This is a genomic window from Catellatospora aurea (genome assembly GCF_042663325.1).
GTDB lineage: Bacteria > Actinomycetota > Actinomycetes > Mycobacteriales > Micromonosporaceae > Catellatospora > Catellatospora aurea.
The window spans coordinates 22,089-38,972 of the sequence record NZ_JBHTAC010000040.1 but is presented as its reverse complement, the minus strand read 5'-3'; the positions used below and the strand labels follow the sequence as shown (position 1 = coordinate 38,972).

Here is a 16,884-nt window from a genome sequence, read left to right as displayed (position 1 = left end):
TTTCGCCAGGACGCCGATGGCCTTACGGTCCATCCATCGTCATCAAGCGCTGTATTGGAGAAATCGAGTGGCACGTCGCCTGTTCACCTCGGAGTCGGTCACCGAGGGTCACCCGGACAAGATCGCTGACCAGATCAGCGACGGCATCCTGGACGCGCTGCTCGCCCGGGACCCGCGCAGCCGCGTCGCCGTGGAGACGCTGATCACCACCGGCCAGGTGCACGTCGCCGGCGAGGTGACCACCCAGGCGTACGCCGACATCCCGACCATCGTGCGCGACACGATCCTCGGCATCGGCTACGACTCCTCCAAGAAGGGCTTCGACGGCGCTTCCTGCGGCGTGAGCGTGTCGATCGGCTCGCAGTCGCCCGACATCGCGCAGGGCGTCGACAGCGCGCTGGAGCAGCGTTCCGGCGAGGGCGCCGACAGCCTCGACGCGCAGGGCGCGGGCGACCAGGGCATGATGTTCGGCTTCGCCTGCTCGGAGACCCCCGAGCTGATGCCGCTGCCGATCGCGCTCGCGCACCGGCTGGCCCGCCGCCTCACCGCGGCCCGCAAGGACGGCGCCATCCCGTACCTGCGCCCCGACGGCAAGACCCAGGTCACCATCGAGTACGACGGCTTCAAGCCGGTCCGGCTCAACACGGTCGTGGTCTCGTCGCAGCACGCGCCCGACATCTCGCTGGAGTCGCTGCTCACGCCGGACGTGCGCGAGCACGTCATCGCGCCCGAGCTCGACGGCCTGGGCCTGGACACCGAGGGCTACCGGCTGCTGGTCAACCCGACCGGCCGCTTCGAGATCGGCGGCCCGATGGGCGACGCCGGCCTGACCGGCCGCAAGATCATCGTCGACACGTACGGCGGCTACGCCCGCCACGGCGGTGGCGCGTTCTCCGGCAAGGACCCGTCGAAGGTCGACCGCTCGGCGGCGTACGCGATGCGCTGGGTCGCCAAGAACGTCGTCGCGGCCGGGCTGGCCGAGCGCTGCGAGGTCCAGGTGGCGTACGCCATCGGCAAGGCCAAGCCGGTGAGCCTGTTCGTGGAGACCTTCGGCACCGAGACGGTGTCGGTGGAGCGCATCGAGCGGGCGATCGGCGAGGTCTTCGACCTGCGTCCGGCCGCGATCATCCGGGACCTGGACCTGCTGCGCCCGATCTACCAGCAGACCGCCGCGTACGGCCACTTCGGCCGCGAGCTGCCGGACCTGACCTGGGAGCGCACCGACCGCGTCGCCGACCTCAAGTCCGCCGTCAGCTGACCCACCCGGCCCCACGCAAAGGAAGGGCACCTTCTTAACGCAATGCGTTGTGGAAGGTGCCCTTCCTAACTCTGGCGGGTGTGGCGGTTGGTGCCGCTGCCAGCCGGCCAGGACGACGTCCGCCGTCGGCGGGGCGAGCGCGGGTCCGGGCGTCGGACGGGTCTGCTAAGACTTTCTGGTGACTCCCCGCCCGAAACGTGATCGTGAGCCGGCCGAGCGCCTGCCCGTCGCGCGGGTGTGCGTGGATGTGCCCCTGCCGCATCTCGACCGCACGTTCGACTACCGCGTCCCCGCCGACCTCGACGTCACGGCGTGGCCCGGCACCCGGGTGAAGGTGCGCTTCAGCGGCCAGCTCGTCGACGGCTGGCTGCTCGACCGCGTCGAGGACACCTCCCACGAGGGCCGGCTGTCCTGGCTGGAGAAGGTCGTCTCGGCGGAGCCGGTGCTCGACCCGCAGGTGCTGCGCGCGGCGCGCGAGGTCGCCGACAGGTACGCGGGCAGCCTCGCCGACGTGCTGCGCCTGGCGGTGCCGCCCCGGCAGGCGAAGGTCGAGGCCGAACCGGTCCCGGACGCCCCGACGGGCCGGGTCCCGGAGCCGCCGCACGAGGGCTGGCAGCGCTATCCGGCCGGGGAGGCGTTCCTGCGGGCACTGGGCGCGGGGCGCGCACCACGGGCGGTGTGGTCGGCGCTGCCCGGCGAGCAGTGGCCGGACCGGATCGCCGAGGCCGTCGCCGCGACCCTGCACGCGGGCCGGGGCGCGGTGGTCGTGGTGGCCGACGCCCGCGACCTGGAACGCCTGGACACCGCGCTGACCGCCCTGCTGGGGCCGGACCGGCACGTGGCGCTGGCCGCGGCGCTGGGGCCCACCGAGCGCTACCGCCGCTTCCTGCGGGCGCGGCGCGGCCAGGTCGCGGCGGTCGTCGGCACCCGGGCGGCCGCGTTCGCCCCGGTGGCGGACCTGGGCCTGGTGGCGATCTGGGACGACGGCGACGACCTGCACGCCGAGCCGCGCTCGCCGTACCCCCACGCGCGGCAGGTGCTGCTCACCCGCGCCCAGCAGCAGGACGCGGCGGTGCTGGTGGGCGGGTTCGCCCGGACCGCCGAGGCGCAGCTGCTGCTGGCCACCGGCTGGGCGAAGGAGATCGCCGCCAACCGTGACCAGCTGCGGCGGTACGCGCCGGTGGTGCAGCCGGCCGACGACAACCAGCTGGCCCGTGATCCGGCCGCCGCTTCGGCCCGGCTGCCGAGCGCCGCCTGGCTGGCCGCCCGCGACGCCCTGGCGGCGGGTGCGCCGGTGCTGGTGCAGGTGCCGCGGCGCGGGTACGTGCCGGCGGTGTCCTGCCAGGAGTGCCGGGAGCGGGCCCGCTGCGCGCACTGCGCGGGTCCGCTGGCGCTGGGCAGCGCCAACGCCGTCGCCACGTGCCGCTGGTGTGCCCGGCCCGCCGCGGGCTGGACCTGCCCGGCGTGCGGCGGGCGGCGGTTGCGAGCCGCGGTGACCGGCGTGCGGCGTACCGCCGAGGAGCTGGGCCGGGCGCTGCCCGGCGTGCCGGTGCGCACCTCCGGCCGGGAGGCGGTGCTGGCCTCGGTGCCCGCCGAGGCGGCCCTGGTGCTGGCCACGCCGGGCGCGGAGCCGGTCGCCGAGGGCGGCTACGGCGCGGTGCTGCTGCTGGACGCATGGGCGCTGCTGACCCGGGCCGACCTGCGGGCCACCGAGGAGGCGGCGCGGCGCTGGTTCAACGCGGCGGCGCTGGCCCGCCCGGGTGGCCGGGGCGGCAAGGTGGTCGTGGTGGCCGACAGCGGCCTGGCCACGGTGCAGGCGCTGGTGCGCTGGGATCCGGCCTGGCTGGCCGAACGAGAGCTGGGGGAGCGGCGCGAGCTGGGCTTCCCGCCCGCCGCCCGGATGGCCACCCTGACCGGCCAGGCGGACGCGGTCAACGACCTGCTGGACCTGGCCAGGCTGCCCGACGGCGTGCAGGTGCTGGGCCCGCTGCCGGTCGGCGACGACGAGGAGCGGATGCTGCTGCGCACCGGCCGCGCGGGTGGCCTTGCCCTGGCCAAGGCCCTGCACGACGCCGCCGGCGTGCGCAGCCTCCGCAAGGCCCCCCACCCGGTCCGCATCCAGCTGGACCCGCACGAACTCTGACCCGCCCCACGGCTCCGGCATCCGTGCGATCCGCGTGAGGTGTGATGTGCGGCGTCGATAAGCGGACAAACACCCCGCCGCGCGACCGATCGTGCAGGCAGGCACGGGCCACTCCGTAGACTGATCAGCACTGCCCTTCGTACTCGAGGAGACGACCCCTGTGACCGTCCAGCCCATCCGACTCTTCGGGGATCCGGTGCTGCGCACCCCCGCCGACGAGGTGGTCACCTTCGACAAGGAATTGCGCGGGCTCGTGCGCGACCTGACCGAGACCATGCGCGACGCCGGAGGCGTGGGGCTGGCCGCGCCGCAGATCGGTGTCGGGCTGCGGGTGTTCAGCTTCGACGTGGACGACGTCGTCGGGCACCTGATCAACCCGGTGCTGCACTTCCCCGACGAGGAGGAGATGGACGGCGACGAGGGCTGCCTGTCCGTTCCGGGGCTGTACTACGACACCAAGCGCCGCAAGAACGTCATCGCCAAGGGCTTCAACGAGTCCGGCGACGCGCTGCAGATCGTGGGCACCGGTCTGATGTCGCGCTGCATCCAGCACGAGACCGACCACCTCGACGGTGTCATCTTCATCGAGCGGCTGGACGCGCAGGCGCGCAAGACCGCGCTGCGCGACATCCGCCGCGCCGACTGGTACGACCCCAGCCGGACGGTCGTGAAGGTCTCCCCGCACGCCGCGCCGAGCCCGTTCGGTCTGGGGAGGTAACCCGTGCGCCTGGTCTTCGCCGGCACGCCCGAGGTGGCGCTGCCCTCCCTGGACGCCATCGACAAGTCCGGCCACGAGCTGCTGGCCGTGGTCACCCGCCCCGACGCGCCCTCGGGCCGCGGGCGGCGCATGGTGCGCTCGCACGTGGCCGCCTGGGCCGACGAGCGCGGCATCGAGGTGCTCACCCCGGCCCGGCCCCGTGAGCCCGAGTTCCTGGACCGGCTGCGCGAGCTGGCCCCCGACTGCGTGCCCGTCGTCGCGTACGGCGCGCTGGTGCCCCCGGTGGCGCTGGAGATCCCCGCGCACGGCTGGGTGAACCTGCACTTCTCGCTGCTGCCCGCGTGGCGTGGCGCGGCCCCGGTGCAGCACTCGGTCTGGCACGGCGACGAGTTCACCGGCGCGTCGGTGTTCCAGCTGGAGGCGGGCCTGGACACCGGGCCGGTGTTCGGCACGCTGACCGAGACGATCCGTCCCCGCGACACGTCCGGCGACCTGCTGGAGCGCCTCGCCGTGGACGGCGCGGGGCTGCTGGTGACGGTGCTCGACGCGATCGGCGCGGGCGCGGCGCGGGCCGTGGCGCAGCCGGCCGACGGCATCACCCTGGCTCCGAAGATCACCGTCGAGGATGCCGAGGTGCGCTGGGACGAGCCCGCGTTCGCGGTGGACCGGCGGGTGCGCGCCACCACGCCGGGGCCCGGCGCGTGGACGACGTTCCGCGGTGAGCGGGTCAAGCTCGGCCCGGTGCTGCCGGTGGCCGACGGCCCCGCGCTCAAGCCCGGCGACCTGCTGGTGGAGAAGCGCCGGGTGCTGGTCGGCACCGCCACCGGTCCGGTGGAGCTGGGCGAGGTACGTGCCGCGGGCAAGAAGCCCATGTCGGCAGTGGACTGGGCCCGCGGGGTCCGTGTCGAGGGTGAGGACAGCTTCTCGTGACATCGTTCCGCGGGGGCAGCAGCTCCGGTGCGGCCAAGCCGCGCCAGCACGACCGCGACGCCCGGGGCGGGCGTGGGCCACGGGCGGGGCGGCCCGCCCACGACCCGTCCCGGATGACGGCGTACCAGGCGCTGCTGGCGGTGCACCGCGACGACGCGTACGCGAACCTGGTGCTGCCGGGGCTGCTGCGCGAGGCCGGCCTGTTCGGCCGGGACGCGGCGTTCGCCACCGAGCTGACCTACGGCACGCTGCGCGCCCGGGGCACCCTCGACAAGATCATCGCCGTGGCGGCGGACCGCGACATCTCGCGTATCGACCCGCCGGCCCGCGACGCGCTGCGCCTCGGGGCGTACCAGGTGCTGCACACCCGCGTGCCCTCGCACGCCGCCGTCGCCTCCACGGTCGACCTGGTGCACTCGGTCGCGCCCGGCGCGGCCGGCTTCGCCAACGCGGTCATGCGCCGCATCGCCGAGCGCGACCTGGACACCTGGCTGGCCCAGGTGGCGCCGTCCGAACAGGACGATCCGGTCGGCCACCTCGCGGTGGTCGAGAACCATCCGGAGTGGATCGTGCGGGCGTTCCGGGAGGCGCTCGGCGGCGATCTCGCCGAGACCGCCCAGTTGCTCAGCGCCGACAACGACCGGCCCGAGGTGCACCTGTGCGCGCGGCCCGGCCGTGCCGACGCGGTCGAGCTGGCCGACGCCGTCGGCGGCCAGCCCGGCGCGTTCTCCCCGTACGCGGTCTACCTCGGCGGCGGCTCGCCCGGCGAGCTGGTCGAGATCAAGACCGGCCGGGCGCACGTGCAGGACGAGGGCAGCCAGCTCGTCGCCAGCGCGCTGATCGAGGCCCCGCTGGAGGGCTCCGACGAGCGCTGGCTGGACCTGTGCGCGGGTCCCGGCGGCAAGGCTGGCCTGCTGGCGGCGCTGGCCGCCCAGCGCGGCGCGCACCTCACCGCGGTCGAGGTCACCGAGCACCGCGCGAACATGGTCGCCAACGCGGTGCGCGGCCTGCCCGCCACGGTGGTCTGCACCGACGGGCGCAGCGTCGGCTCCGACCGGGACCTGCCCGAGGGCGGTTTCGACCGGGTGCTCGTCGACGCGCCGTGCACCGGGCTGGGCTCGCTGCGGCGGCGGCCGGAGTCGCGCTGGCGGCGTCAGCCGTCAGACCTGCCGCCGCTGACCAAGCTGCAGCGCGAGCTGATCGCCGCAGCACTGCGCGCGGTGCGTCCCGGTGGCCTGGTCGCGTACGTGACCTGTTCCCCGCACCTGGTGGAGACGCAGGTCAGCGTGACCGAGGCGGTGCGCCGCTCCGGAATGGACGTCGAGTTCGTCGATGCGCGCCAGTCCCTGCCCGCCGGTATGCCTGGCCTGGGTGACGGCCCGACCGTGCAGCTGTGGCCGCACCGGCACGGCACCGACGCGATGTTCCTCGCCCTGCTGCGCCGCAAGTCCTGAGCCACGCGCCCCGGCCCTGCCGCGGCGAGACCCCGAGGGCCGCGGCCGGACCCGGTCGGCGGCAAGGGCGCAGTACCCGCCGCCGCAACGGCCGAACGCCCGAGAAGCCCCTCCCGTCGTGTGACGGCGGGAGGGGGACGCGGCGAGCGAATCCCGCTTCACGCTCCGTAAGCTGATCGTGTGACGCCCGACATCATCATCGCCCCCAGCATCCTCGCCGCGGACTTCGCGAACCTCGCCGCCGAGGCGGAAGCGGTCGAGGGCGCGGCGGACTGGTTGCACGTCGACGTGATGGACAACCACTTCGTGCCGAACCTGACCATCGGCCCGCCCGTGGTGGAGAGCCTGCGCCGGGCCACCGGCATCCCCTTCGACTGCCATCTGATGATCGAGGACCCGAAACGCTGGGCTCCGGCGTACGCGCAGCTCGGGGCGTGCAACGTGACGTTCCACGCGGAGGCGTGCGACGACCCGGTGGCGCTGGCCAAGGACCTGCGCGCGGCCGGCACGCTGGCCGGGCTGGCGGTGGACCGCGACACCCCGATCGAGCCGTACCTGGAACTGCTGCCGCACTTCGACACGATCCTCGTGATGACCATCAAGGCGGGCTTCGGCGGCCAGGCGTTCATGCCGGAGCTGCTGGCCAAGGTGCGGGCCGCGCGCCGCCACGCCAAGGCCGGCCACCTGGACATCCGCATCGAGGTCGACGGCGGCATCGCCGCGGACACCATCGAGGCGGCGGCGCTGGCGGGCGCGGACGCGTTCGTCGCCGGAACCGCGGTGTACGGAGCCCACGATCCCGCCGAAGCCTGTCGTAAACTGCGTGCTCTGGCGCAGGCGGCCGTCGCCCGTCAGACCACATCGGACAGTGGAGGCACGACAGTTTGACCACCGAGCCGCAGGCAGCCGGCCAGGCCGAGGTGATCCTCGTCGTCGACGACGACCCCGACATCGTGCGCGTGGTCGAGGTCAACCTGCGCCTGCACGGGTTCGACGTGATGAGCGCGCACAGCGGCCCGGAGGCGCTGGCGCTGCTGGAGCACCGCCGGCCCGATCTGGCCCTGGTCGACCTGATGATGCCGGAGATGGACGGCCTGGAGCTGACCCGGCGGCTGCGCGCCGACCCGATGGTCACCGCGCTGCCCATCATCGTGCTCACCGCCAAGGCGCTGACCTCCGACAAGGTGGCGGGCCTCGCCGCGGGCGCGGACGACTACATCGTCAAGCCGTTCGACACCTCGGAGCTGATCGCGCGGGTGCGCGCGACGCTGCGGCGCAACCAGGAGGCGCGCGAGGTCTCCCCGCTGACCGGGCTGGCCGGCAACACCCGCATCCTGCGGGAGATCGCCGACCGGCTCAAGGCGGGCGACGACTACGCGGTCTGCTACGTCGACATCGACCGGTTCAAGAGCGTCAACGACGTGTACGGCTTCGGCCGCGGTGACCAGTTCATCAGCGCGCTGGCCCGGTCCATGCGGCGGGCGACGGTGTCGGTGGGCCTGCCCCCGGCGTTCCTGGGCCACGTCGGCGGCGACGACTTCGTGGTGGTCTGCCACCCGTCCCAGGTGCAGGAGATCACCAGCTACGCCATCTACGCCTTCCAGCAGGCCGCCGACGCCCTGTACGACCCGATCGACTCGGCGCGCGGCTACCTGGAGGTCGTCGACCGGCGCGGCAAGGTGTTCGTGGTCAACCTGGTCACCCTCTCCATCGGGGTGGCCGTGTCGACGAGCCGCAACTTCGGCCACCCGAGCGAGGTGGTCGCGGTCGCCTCGGAGATGAAGGCGGCGGCGAAGAAGAAGTACGGCAACTACGTCGCGATCGACCAGCGCTCTGACCGCCCCGCCGAGCCCGGCGACGAGGCCGAACCGCTGCCCCAGCGGCGGCCCGCGGGGGAGATGCCGCTGCCCCAGCGGCGGCCCGCCGAGGATGCCGCGCCCGGGCTGCCCCAGCAGCGGGTCACAGAGAGCGACACCGCCGCCGAAACCGGCCCGCACGCGTGACACACTGGCGTGCCAGTCGGGGACACGTCGCCTGCTGGAGCAGCCGCTCGGCGCCGTCCGCAGCGACGCGGAGTGCGGGTCGCGGCTGTGCACGCAGGCGAGCATGACATCTGCAGGGAGGTACGAGCGGATGGGGCAGCTACCCACGGTGAGCCCGGCCGAGGACAAGGCCATGGCGCGGGCGATCGAGCTGGCGGCGCGCGGACTGGGCACGACCAGCCCGAACCCGGTCGTCGGCTGCGTGCTGCTGGACTCCGCCGGGCACGTCGTCGGCGAGGGCTTCCACGCGTACGCGGGCGGACCGCACGCCGAGATCGTGGCGCTCGCCCAGGCGGGGGAGAAGGCGCGCGGCGGCACCGCCGTGGTCACCCTGGAGCCCTGCAACCACACCGGCCGCACCGGCCCGTGCGTCCAGGCGCTGATCCGCGCGGGCGTGTCCCGCGTCGTGATCGCCGTGGACGACCCCAACCCGCTGGCCGCGGGCGGCGAGCAGACCCTGCGTGACGCCGGCGTCGAGGTGCTGACCGGGGTGCGCACCGCCGAGGCCGAGGAGGGCAACATCGCCTGGCTCACCTCGGTGCGCCGGGGGCGGCCCTACGTGATCTGGAAGACCGCCTCCACGCTCGACGGGCGCTCCGCGGCCGCCGACGGCACCAGCATGTGGATCACCTCCGAGGCGGCCCGCATGGACGTGCACCGGCTGCGCGGCACCGTGGACGCGATCATGGTCGGGGTCGGCACGGTGCTCGCCGACGATCCCCGCCTGACCACCCGTGACCTGCGCACCGGCAGCCTGGCCATCCGGCAGCCGCTGCGCGTGGTGATCGACTCGCAGGGGCGTACGCCCGCCGGCGCCCGGGTGCGCGACGGCGCCGCGCCGACCCTGATCGCCACCACCGCGCTGCTCGGCGGCGACGCCGAGGGCCGGGTGGACCTGCGCGCGGTGCTCAGTGAACTGCACCACCGCGGCATCCGCAGCGTGCTGCTCGAAGGCGGCCCCCGGCTGGCCGGAGCGTTCCTGGCCGCGGGCCTCGTCGACCTGATCATCTCGTACGTCGCGCCGAAGCTGCTCGGTGACGGCCCGGCCGCACTCGTCGGCGCGGGGGTGACAACCATCACGGACGCCATCGACCTCGAGGTGCTAGATGTTGACCGTGTCGGGCCAGATCTGCGCCTGACCGCCCGGCCGCGCGTGAGCGCGGACAGCGGCACTTTGTGACACGGCCGGACGCCAGTCGCCGGCACGCGAGGAGGAACGAGTGTTCACCGGCATCGTGGAAGAGCTCGGCGAGGTCGTGAGCCTGGCCTGGGAGGGCGACGGGGCCACGGTCACCGTACGCGGCCCGCTGGTCGTGTCCGACGCCAAGCACGGGGACTCGATCGCGGTCAACGGCGTCTGCCTGACCGTCATCTCCACCTCGGGCGACACCTTCGAGACCGAGGTCATGAAGGAGACGTTCGACCGCAGTTCGCTCGGTTCCATCGCCCCCGGCGAGCGGGTGAACCTGGAGCGCGCGGTCACCGCGGCGACCCGCCTGGGCGGGCACATCGTGCAGGGCCACGTGGACGGCGTGGGCACGATCGCCTCGAAGAACCCCGGCGGCGGCTGGGAAGATGTCCGGATCCTGCTCCCGGAGGGCATGTCCCGGTACATCGTGGAGAAGGGGTCGATCACCGTGGACGGCATCTCGCTGACCGTGGTCGCGGTCGACGACGAGTCCTTCACGGTGAGCCTGATCCCGACCACGCTGGAGCTCACCACGCTCGGCCGCAAGCAGCCCGGCGCGCTGGTGAACCTGGAAGTCGATGTCATCGCCAAGTACGTCGAGAAGCTGGTCGCAGCGCAGCGGGGAGCGAAGTGAACATGGGCCTGAATACGATCGAAGACGCCATCGCGGCGATCAAAGCGGGTAAGCCCGTCATCGTGGTCGACGACGAGGACCGCGAGAACGAGGGCGACCTGATCTTCGCCGCCGAGCTGGCGACGCCGGAGCTGGTCGCCTTCACCGTGCGCTACACCTCGGGCTACATCTGCGTGGCGATCACCGAGGAGGAGGCCGACCGCCTCGAACTGCCGCCGATGTACTACACGAACCAGGACCGCCGCGGCACCGCGTACTGCGTGACCGTCGACGCCCGCGAGGGCGTGACGACCGGCATCTCCGCCGCCGACCGCGCCCGCACCCTGCGCCTGCTCGGCGAGGCCGCCACCAAGCCCACCGACCTGGCCCGGCCCGGCCACGTGGTGCCGCTGCGCGCCAAGACCGGCGGCGTGCTGCGCCGCCCCGGGCACACCGAGTCCGGCGTCGACCTCGCCCAGCTCGCCGGCCTGCACCCGGCCGCCGCGATGTGCGAGATGGTCAACGACGACGGCACCATGATGCGCCTGCCCGACCTGCAGCGCTTCGCGGCCGAGCACGAGCTGGTGCTGGTCAGCATCGCCGACCTGATCGCCTACCGCCGCCGGACCGAGCAGCTGGTCAGCCGGGTCGTCGAGGCCCGCCTGCCCACCGAGTACGGCGACTTCACCGCCGTCGGCTACCACGCCACGCACGACAACGCCGAGCACGTGGCGCTGGTCTACGGCGAGATCGGCGAGGGCGAGGACGTGCTGGTCCGGGTGCACTCGGAGTGCCTGACCGGCGACGTGTTCGGCTCGGTGCGCTGCGACTGCGGCCCGCAGCTGCAGGCGGCGCTGCGCAAGGTGGCCGAGGAGGGCCGCGGCGTGGTGCTGTACGTGCGCGGGCACGAGGGCCGCGGCATCGGCCTGCTGCACAAGCTCCAGGCCTACCAGCTCCAGGACGCCGGCCGCGACACCGTCGACGCCAACCTCGACCTGGGCCTGCCCGCCGACGCCCGGGACTACGGCACCGGCGCGCAGATCCTCTACGACCTGGGCGTGCGCACCATGCGCCTGCTCACCAACAACCCGGCCAAGCGCGCCGGGCTGGACGGGTACGGGCTGAAGGTGACCGGCCGCGAGTCGCTGCCGATCCGCCCGCACCCGGAGAACCTGCGCTACCTGCGTACCAAGCGCGACCGGATGGGCCACGAGCTGGACCTGTCCGACCTGGACGACCTGGAAGGGCTGAGCTGATGGCCGGTCACGGCGCCCCCGAACTCTCGACCGTGGACGCGACCGGGCTCAGCCTCGGCATCGTCGCCACGCGCTGGCACGCCGAGCTGGTCGAGCAGATGCTCGACCGGGCGCAGGCCGCGGCCAAGGCGTGCGGCGTCGCCGACGTGCAGGTCGCCCACGTCGCGGGCTCGGTCGAGCTGCCCGTGGTGGCCCAGGCCCTGGCCCGCCGGCACGACGCGGTGGTGGCCCTCGGCGTGGTGATCCGCGGCGAGACCGCCCACTTCGAGTACGTCAGCTCCTCGGTCACCGAGGGCCTGACCCGCATCGCCCTCGACGAGTCCACCCCCGTCGCCCACGGCGTGCTCACGGTGGACACCGTCGAGCAGGCGCGCGACCGCGCCGGCCTGCCCGAATCCAGCGAGGACAAGGGCTGGGGGGCGGTCGTCGCCGCCCTCGACGCCGCCGTCACCCTCCGTACCCTCGCCCGCTGACCGAAGCGAAGGAAGGGCACCTTCTACACGGACGTCCGTCAAGAAGGTGCCCTTGCTTTGCTTTCGCCTTAACGGTGGGTGGTGGAGGTGGCGGGGGAGTCGTACACCTGAGGTATGTATCCGCTGAGGTTCCGCGTGCTGTCGTCGGTGGCGCTCGTCGCGCTCACGGCGGCGTGCACCCCCACCACACCCTCACCGGACCCCACGGGGTCAGCGGCGCCGTCGGCCTCGGCCGCGCCGGGCACCACCGCACCTTCCCCCAGCGCGCCGACCTCCACCGAGGAACCCGCCCCGCCCGCGGGCACCAGCGGGGCGCTGGCCGTGTACTACCTGGCCAACGATCGTGGTGAGCCGAAGCTGGTCCGCGAGTTCCACCGGCTGTCCACCGGCGACGGCTCGGCCGCCGCGAAGGTCAAGGCCGCGGTCGCCGAGATGCTCGACGGCCGCACCGCGTACGACCCGGACTACTCCAGCATGTGGCCCGCCAGCGCCCGGGTGCGGGGGGTGACCGTCAGCGGTGACACCGTCACCGTCGACCTGTCCGGGGCGCGCATCAACGGCGACGCCGGCTCGTTCGCCGCGCACCAGGCGGTGCAGCAGCTGGTGTGGACCGCCACGGCGGTCAGCGGCAAACCCAAGGTGCGCATCCACCTCGACGGCAAACCCGTCGACGAGCTGTGGGGCCACGTCGCCACCTTGGATCCGCTGCGCCGGGCTCCGGCCGCGACCACGCTGCTGCCGGTATGGCTGATCGACCCGCAGGAGGGCGCGACCGTGCCCCAGGACTTCACCCTGCACGTCGCGGGCATGGTCTTCGAGGCCACGATGAACTACGAGGTCCGCCGGGGGAGCACCGTGGTGCGCGAGGGCTTCATCACCCTCGACGCGGGCGGCCCGGCCCAGGGGGAGGCGAAACTGCGGCTGTCCCTGCCCACCGGCACGTACGTGATCGAGGTCTTCGACATCTCGGAGAACGACGGCGCGAAGATGTTCGTCGACAACCACACGATCACCGTGAAGTGAACCGGGTGGCGGGGCCGGGAAACGGCCCCGCCACCCGGTCAGTCGACGGTCAGCACGATCTTGCCGGTGGTCTGCCCGGTCTCGCCCAGCTCGTGCGCCTGCGCCGCCTCCGCGAGCGGGAACGTCGCCGCGATCAGCGGGCGCAGCCGGCCCGCCTCGATCAGCGCGGCGACCTCCTCCAGCCCGGTGTGGTCGGGTTCGACGAGCATGCCGGTGCCGCGTACGCCCAGCGCCTGCGCCTTGCGGGCGGTCTCGGCGGCGCTGCCCGCGTTCAGGATGCCGACGAGGATGCCGCCGGGGCGCAGCGTGTGCAGGGAGCGGTCCTCGTAGTCGCCGCCGATCGTGTCCAGCACCATGTCGACGTCCTTGGCGACCTGGACGAAGTCGTACGCCGTGTAGTCGATCGGCTCGTCCACGCCCAGCTCGCGCAGCAGTTCGTGTTTCGCGGCGCGGGCGGTGCCGAGCACGTACGCGCCCCGGGCCTTGGCGATCTGCACCGCGAGATGGCCGACTCCGCCCGCGGCGGCGTGCACCAGGACCCGCTGCCCCTCGGCCACCTGGGCCGTGTCGACCAGCGCCTGCCAGGCGGTGAGCGCGGCCAGCGGCAGCGCCGCGGCGTGCACGTGGTCGAGCCCGGCGGGTTTGCGGGCCAGGTGGCGCGAGGGCGAGGTGACGTACTGCGCGTAGGCGTTCGCGGCCTGCGGGAAGCGCGGCATGCCGAACACCTCGTCGCCCACCGCGAACCGGGTCACCCCCGCGCCGATCTCCGCGATCTCGCCGGAGACGTCCCAGCCCACCGTGAACGGCGGGGGGCCGAAGGTGCCGCCGCGGGTGCGCACCTTCCAGTCCACCGGGTTGACCCCGGCGGCGCGCACCCGCACCAGCACTTCGGTCGGACCCGGCGACGGGCGGTCCACCTCGGCCAGCCGGAGCACCTCCGGCCCGCCCAGGCTGTCCTGGCGTACGGCGAGCATGCGTTCGGTCATACCCCCATGATCCTCGTTCGGGGGTCGTCCCAGCATGTGCCGCGCGGGCCGGGCGCTGCGGGTGTCGGCGCCGGGATCGGGCAGAATGACCCGCGTGAAGACGTTCGAGGAGCTGTTCGAGGAGCTGCAGGCCAAGGTGGCCGCGGGTGACCCGGCCTCCGGCACCGTCAAGGCGGTCACCGCCGGGGTGCACGCGGTCGGCAAGAAGGTGGTCGAGGAAGCGGCGGAGTCCTGGATGGCCGCCGAGCATGAGGGCCCCGAGCGGGCCGCCGAAGAGATCTCCCAACTCCTCTACCAGACCCAGGTCCTGATGCTCGCCGCAAACCTCACCCTCAAGGACGTCTACCGACATCTGTGATCCCGCCCGTGTCTCCTCCGGGTTGATCATGAACTTATGGCACGGCTCGACGGTGTGTCGGTGCCACAACTTCATGATCAACTAGCCTTGATCGCAGAATCGAGTTCACAGAGATGCTTCGCATTGCCGTGCCCAACAAGGGCACCCTGTCCAAACCCGCCTCCGACATGCTCCGGGAAGCCGGCTACCGCCAGCGCGGCGACGATCGCGACCTGGTCTGCGTGGACGCCGACAACGGGGTCGAGTTCTTCTATCTGCGGCCCCGCGACATCGCGGTGTACGTCGGCTCCGGGGACCTCGACCTGGGGATCACCGGGCAGGATCTGCTGGTCGACTCCGGTGCGCCGGTCAGCGAGCTGCTGCCGCTGGGGTTCGCGCCGGCCACGTTCCGGTTCGCCGCGCCCCCGGAGACCGTCCGTGACCTGCCCGACCTTGCCGGCCGGCGGGTCGCCACCGCGTACCCGGGGGTGGTCGAGCGGTACCTGGCCGACCACGAGATCAAGGCCGATGTCGTCAAGCTCGACGGCGCGGTGGAGAACGCGGTGCGCCTGGGCGTCGCCGACGTGATCGCCGACGTCGTCGCCACCGGAGGCACGCTGCGCCAGGCCGGGCTGGTCCCGGTGGGCGAGCCGATCCTGGTCTCGGAGGCGGTGCTGGTCGGGCGGCCCGAGGGGGAGCGCAACGGGGCGGTCAGCCAGCTGCTGCGCCGGCTGCAGGGCGTGCTGGTCGCCCGGCGGTACGTGATGCTCGCCTACGACGTGCGCGCCGACCGGCTGGAGGGCGCGGTGGCGCTCACCCCGGGCATCGAGTCGCCGACGGTGTCGCCGCTGCACCGCGAGGGCTGGGTCGCCGTGCAGGCGATGGTCCAGCGCACCGAGGTGCACCGGATCATGGACGAGCTGTACGACCTGGGCGCCCGCGCCATTCTGGTCACCGACATCCACGCCTGCCGCCTCTGAGCCATGGTGGGCCGGGGCGCGCGAGCACACACGCGTCCCGGCCCACCGCAGCGGCCGACGGGGCGCGTGGCAGACTCGGCGGGGTGAGCAGCGAGGGACAGCGCGTCAGTTTCCGGCCCCAGCGCACCCGGAAGGTGTGCATCGCCGCCGCGGTCGCGGTGCTGGTGCTCTTCACCTTCATCGGCACCGCCCTGACCGAGGTCGGCGAGGGCGTGTTCCGCACGGGTGACCAGTACGCCATGATCGGTCTGGGTGTGGTCTTCGCGCTGGCCATCATGGCCGTGGCCCGGCCGCGGGTCGAGGCGGACGCCGACGGCGTGCGGGTCCGCAACATCATCGGCGGGTACGAGCTGCCGTGGGGCGCCGTGCGCGCGATCAACATCGAGCGCAACCAGCCCTGGATGAGCCTGGAGCTGGAGAACGACGACACCGTCTCGGTGCTCGCCGTGCAGGCCGTGGACCGGGCGTACGCGCTGCAGGCGGTGCAGTCCCTGCGCGCGCTGCGCGCCGCCGCCCGCGCGGAGCAGCCCGCACCGGCCGTGAGCTGAGCCATACCCTCCCCGGCCCGGGGGCGCAATCCCGGGTTGTGGTAATCTTTGCCAGTCGACCTTTCCGGTTGCCCGTGATCTTGCCCAGTGCAGGGTCCGGCACTCCGGAGGCAAGCGGAGCGCCTGCTCCCACCCGTTCGCCACCGAGCGATGCGGGTCCGGTCACCTGATGAGGGACTTATTCTGTCCTGATCTCAGGTCGTGCACTTGGCGTGCACCCAGACCGGTCGAGCGGGCCCAGGCTGTCGCCTGGGCCTTCTGCTTTCGGTCAGACGCCAAGCGCATCGCCGCGAATCCGGCGGTGCGGAACACGATTGAGGGAGGCCACATCAGCGTCGAGCCACGCATCAACGATCAGATCAGGGCACGTGAGGTCCGACTGGTCGGCCCCGAGGGCGAGCAGGTGGGCATCGTCCCGCTGGAGCGCGCCCTGCAGCTGGCCGCCGATGTCGATCTGGATCTGGTCGAGGTTGCGCCCATGGCACGCCCGCCGGTCTGCAAGCTCATGGACTTCGGCAAGTTCAAGTACGAGAGCGCGCTCAAGGCCAGGGAAGCCCGGCGTAACCAGCAGCAGACGGTCATCAAGGAGATGAAGCTCCGGCCGAAGATCGACTCGCACGACTACGAGACCAAGAAGGGTCACGTCGTGCGGTTCCTGAAGGCCGGGGACAAGGTCAAGGTGACCATCATGTTCCGCGGTCGCGAGCAGAGCCGCCCGGAACTCGGCTTCCGCCTCCTGCGCAAGCTGGAGGAAGAGGTCGCGGAGGTCGGTTTCGTCGAGTCGTCGGCGAAGCAGGACGGGCGAAACATGATCATGGTGCTCGCGCCGCACCGCAGCGCGAAGCTCGCCGCCCGCAAGGGCGACGAAGGCACCGGTGCGGAGGCCGAGGAGGCCGTGGCCGAGACCTCGGCGCAGGCCTGACGACGCTCGATG

General features: G+C 72.9%; 17 protein-coding genes. 16 read left to right on the top strand and 1 reads right to left on the bottom strand.

From position 1 onward, the window contains the following. Nucleotides 1–67 precede the first annotated feature (67 nt). From metK to ACFQO7_RS28775, 12 genes are all read left to right on the top strand, one after another. Nucleotides 68–1,258, top strand: coding sequence for a methionine adenosyltransferase (gene metK, locus ACFQO7_RS28830; RefSeq protein WP_155370367.1), 1,191 nt, complete (start codon nucleotides 68–70; stop codon nucleotides 1,256–1,258). Nucleotides 1,259–1,499: 241 nt separating this feature from the next. Continuing rightward, nucleotides 1,500–3,401, top strand: coding sequence for a primosomal protein N' (locus ACFQO7_RS28825; RefSeq protein WP_376809335.1), 1,902 nt, complete (start codon nucleotides 1,500–1,502; stop codon nucleotides 3,399–3,401). Between the two features lie 160 nt (nucleotides 3,402–3,561). Beyond that, nucleotides 3,562–4,119: a peptide deformylase gene (gene def / locus ACFQO7_RS28820; protein WP_360538621.1), complete on the top strand. Its 558-nt coding sequence runs from the start codon at nucleotides 3,562–3,564 to the stop codon at nucleotides 4,117–4,119. A 3-nt stretch (nucleotides 4,120–4,122) separates the two neighbouring features. Next, nucleotides 4,123–5,049: a methionyl-tRNA formyltransferase gene (fmt, locus tag ACFQO7_RS28815; protein ID WP_376809311.1), complete on the top strand. Its 927-nt coding sequence runs from the start codon at nucleotides 4,123–4,125 to the stop codon at nucleotides 5,047–5,049. Next, complete coding sequence (locus ACFQO7_RS28810) at nucleotides 5,046–6,503, top strand: RsmB/NOP family class I SAM-dependent RNA methyltransferase (RefSeq protein WP_360538627.1); 1,458 nt, start codon at nucleotides 5,046–5,048, stop codon at nucleotides 6,501–6,503. The genes fmt and ACFQO7_RS28810 overlap by 4 nt, the downstream gene beginning before the upstream one ends. Before the next feature lie 180 nt (nucleotides 6,504–6,683). Next, nucleotides 6,684–7,391: a ribulose-phosphate 3-epimerase gene (gene rpe, locus ACFQO7_RS28805; protein WP_376809310.1), complete on the top strand. Its 708-nt coding sequence runs from the start codon at nucleotides 6,684–6,686 to the stop codon at nucleotides 7,389–7,391. Then, entirely contained in the window at nucleotides 7,388–8,506 is a 1,119-nt protein-coding gene (locus ACFQO7_RS28800) for a GGDEF domain-containing response regulator (RefSeq protein ID WP_376809309.1), read from the top strand. Before rpe ends, ACFQO7_RS28800 begins: the two co-directional genes overlap by 4 nt. A 130-nt stretch (nucleotides 8,507–8,636) precedes the next feature. Beyond that, nucleotides 8,637–9,725: a bifunctional diaminohydroxyphosphoribosylaminopyrimidine deaminase/5-amino-6-(5-phosphoribosylamino)uracil reductase RibD gene (gene ribD / locus ACFQO7_RS28795; protein WP_376809308.1), complete on the top strand. Its 1,089-nt coding sequence runs from the start codon at nucleotides 8,637–8,639 to the stop codon at nucleotides 9,723–9,725. Between the two features lie 40 nt (nucleotides 9,726–9,765). Then, nucleotides 9,766–10,368: a riboflavin synthase gene (locus ACFQO7_RS28790; protein WP_203690010.1), complete on the top strand. Its 603-nt coding sequence runs from the start codon at nucleotides 9,766–9,768 to the stop codon at nucleotides 10,366–10,368. A 2-nt stretch (nucleotides 10,369–10,370) separates the two neighbouring features. Continuing rightward, on the top strand, nucleotides 10,371–11,603 hold the full coding sequence (locus tag ACFQO7_RS28785; RefSeq protein ID WP_360538639.1) for a bifunctional 3,4-dihydroxy-2-butanone-4-phosphate synthase/GTP cyclohydrolase II: 1,233 nt from the start codon (nucleotides 10,371–10,373) through the stop codon (nucleotides 11,601–11,603). Further along, a complete protein-coding gene (gene ribH / locus ACFQO7_RS28780) occupies nucleotides 11,603–12,076 on the top strand; it encodes a 6,7-dimethyl-8-ribityllumazine synthase (RefSeq protein ID WP_376809307.1) in 474 nt (157 codons plus the stop codon). Before ACFQO7_RS28785 ends, ribH begins: the two co-directional genes overlap by 1 nt. Before the next feature lie 114 nt (nucleotides 12,077–12,190). Beyond that, nucleotides 12,191–13,099 (top strand): GerMN domain-containing protein, encoded by a 909-nt coding sequence (locus ACFQO7_RS28775; protein ID WP_376809306.1) that lies wholly within the window; start codon nucleotides 12,191–12,193, stop codon nucleotides 13,097–13,099. Nucleotides 13,100–13,137: 38 nt separating this feature from the next. Here the strand turns inward: ACFQO7_RS28775 and ACFQO7_RS28770 are convergent, their stop codons facing one another. Then, nucleotides 13,138–14,085 carry an NADP-dependent oxidoreductase gene (locus tag ACFQO7_RS28770; RefSeq protein ID WP_376809305.1) on the bottom strand — a complete coding sequence of 316 codons (948 nt, stop codon included), beginning with the start codon at nucleotides 14,083–14,085 and terminating at the stop codon, nucleotides 13,138–13,140. A 94-nt stretch (nucleotides 14,086–14,179) separates the two neighbouring features. Here ACFQO7_RS28770 and ACFQO7_RS28765 point away from each other — a divergent pair, with 94 nt between their 5' ends. The 4 genes from ACFQO7_RS28765 (at nucleotide 14,180) to infC (ending at nucleotide 16,872) form a co-directional block, all read left to right on the top strand. Further along, nucleotides 14,180–14,443: a phosphoribosyl-ATP diphosphatase gene (locus tag ACFQO7_RS28765; protein WP_120321946.1), complete on the top strand. Its 264-nt coding sequence runs from the start codon at nucleotides 14,180–14,182 to the stop codon at nucleotides 14,441–14,443. Nucleotides 14,444–14,556: 113 nt separating this feature from the next. Further along, nucleotides 14,557–15,402 carry an ATP phosphoribosyltransferase gene (gene hisG, locus ACFQO7_RS28760; protein WP_360538650.1) on the top strand — a complete coding sequence of 282 codons (846 nt, stop codon included), beginning with the start codon at nucleotides 14,557–14,559 and terminating at the stop codon, nucleotides 15,400–15,402. Between the two features lie 83 nt (nucleotides 15,403–15,485). Next, nucleotides 15,486–15,950, top strand: a complete 465-nt coding sequence (locus ACFQO7_RS28755) for a PH domain-containing protein (protein ID WP_376809304.1) — start codon at nucleotides 15,486–15,488, stop codon at nucleotides 15,948–15,950. A gap of 346 nt (nucleotides 15,951–16,296) precedes the next feature. Beyond that, nucleotides 16,297–16,872 carry a translation initiation factor IF-3 gene (gene infC / locus ACFQO7_RS28750; RefSeq protein WP_376809334.1) on the top strand — a complete coding sequence of 192 codons (576 nt, stop codon included), beginning with the start codon at nucleotides 16,297–16,299 and terminating at the stop codon, nucleotides 16,870–16,872. Nucleotides 16,873–16,884: the final 12 nt, after the last annotated feature.

Excerpts from the sequence above, each read along its gene's own strand:
- ribH (WP_376809307.1), top strand. The coding sequence starts at position 11,603 with ATGGCCGGTCACGGCGCCCCCGAACTCTCGACCGTGGACGCGACCGGG.
- ACFQO7_RS28785 (WP_360538639.1), top strand. The coding sequence starts at position 10,371 with ATGGGCCTGAATACGATCGAAGACGCCATCGCGGCGATCAAAGCGGGT.
- hisG (WP_360538650.1), top strand. The coding sequence starts at position 14,557 with ATGCTTCGCATTGCCGTGCCCAACAAGGGCACCCTGTCCAAACCCGCC.
- ribD (WP_376809308.1), top strand. The coding sequence starts at position 8,637 with ATGGGGCAGCTACCCACGGTGAGCCCGGCCGAGGACAAGGCCATGGCG.
- ACFQO7_RS28775 (WP_376809306.1), top strand. The coding sequence starts at position 12,191 with ATGTATCCGCTGAGGTTCCGCGTGCTGTCGTCGGTGGCGCTCGTCGCG.
- ACFQO7_RS28770 (WP_376809305.1), bottom strand. The coding sequence starts at position 14,085 with ATGACCGAACGCATGCTCGCCGTACGCCAGGACAGCCTGGGCGGGCCG.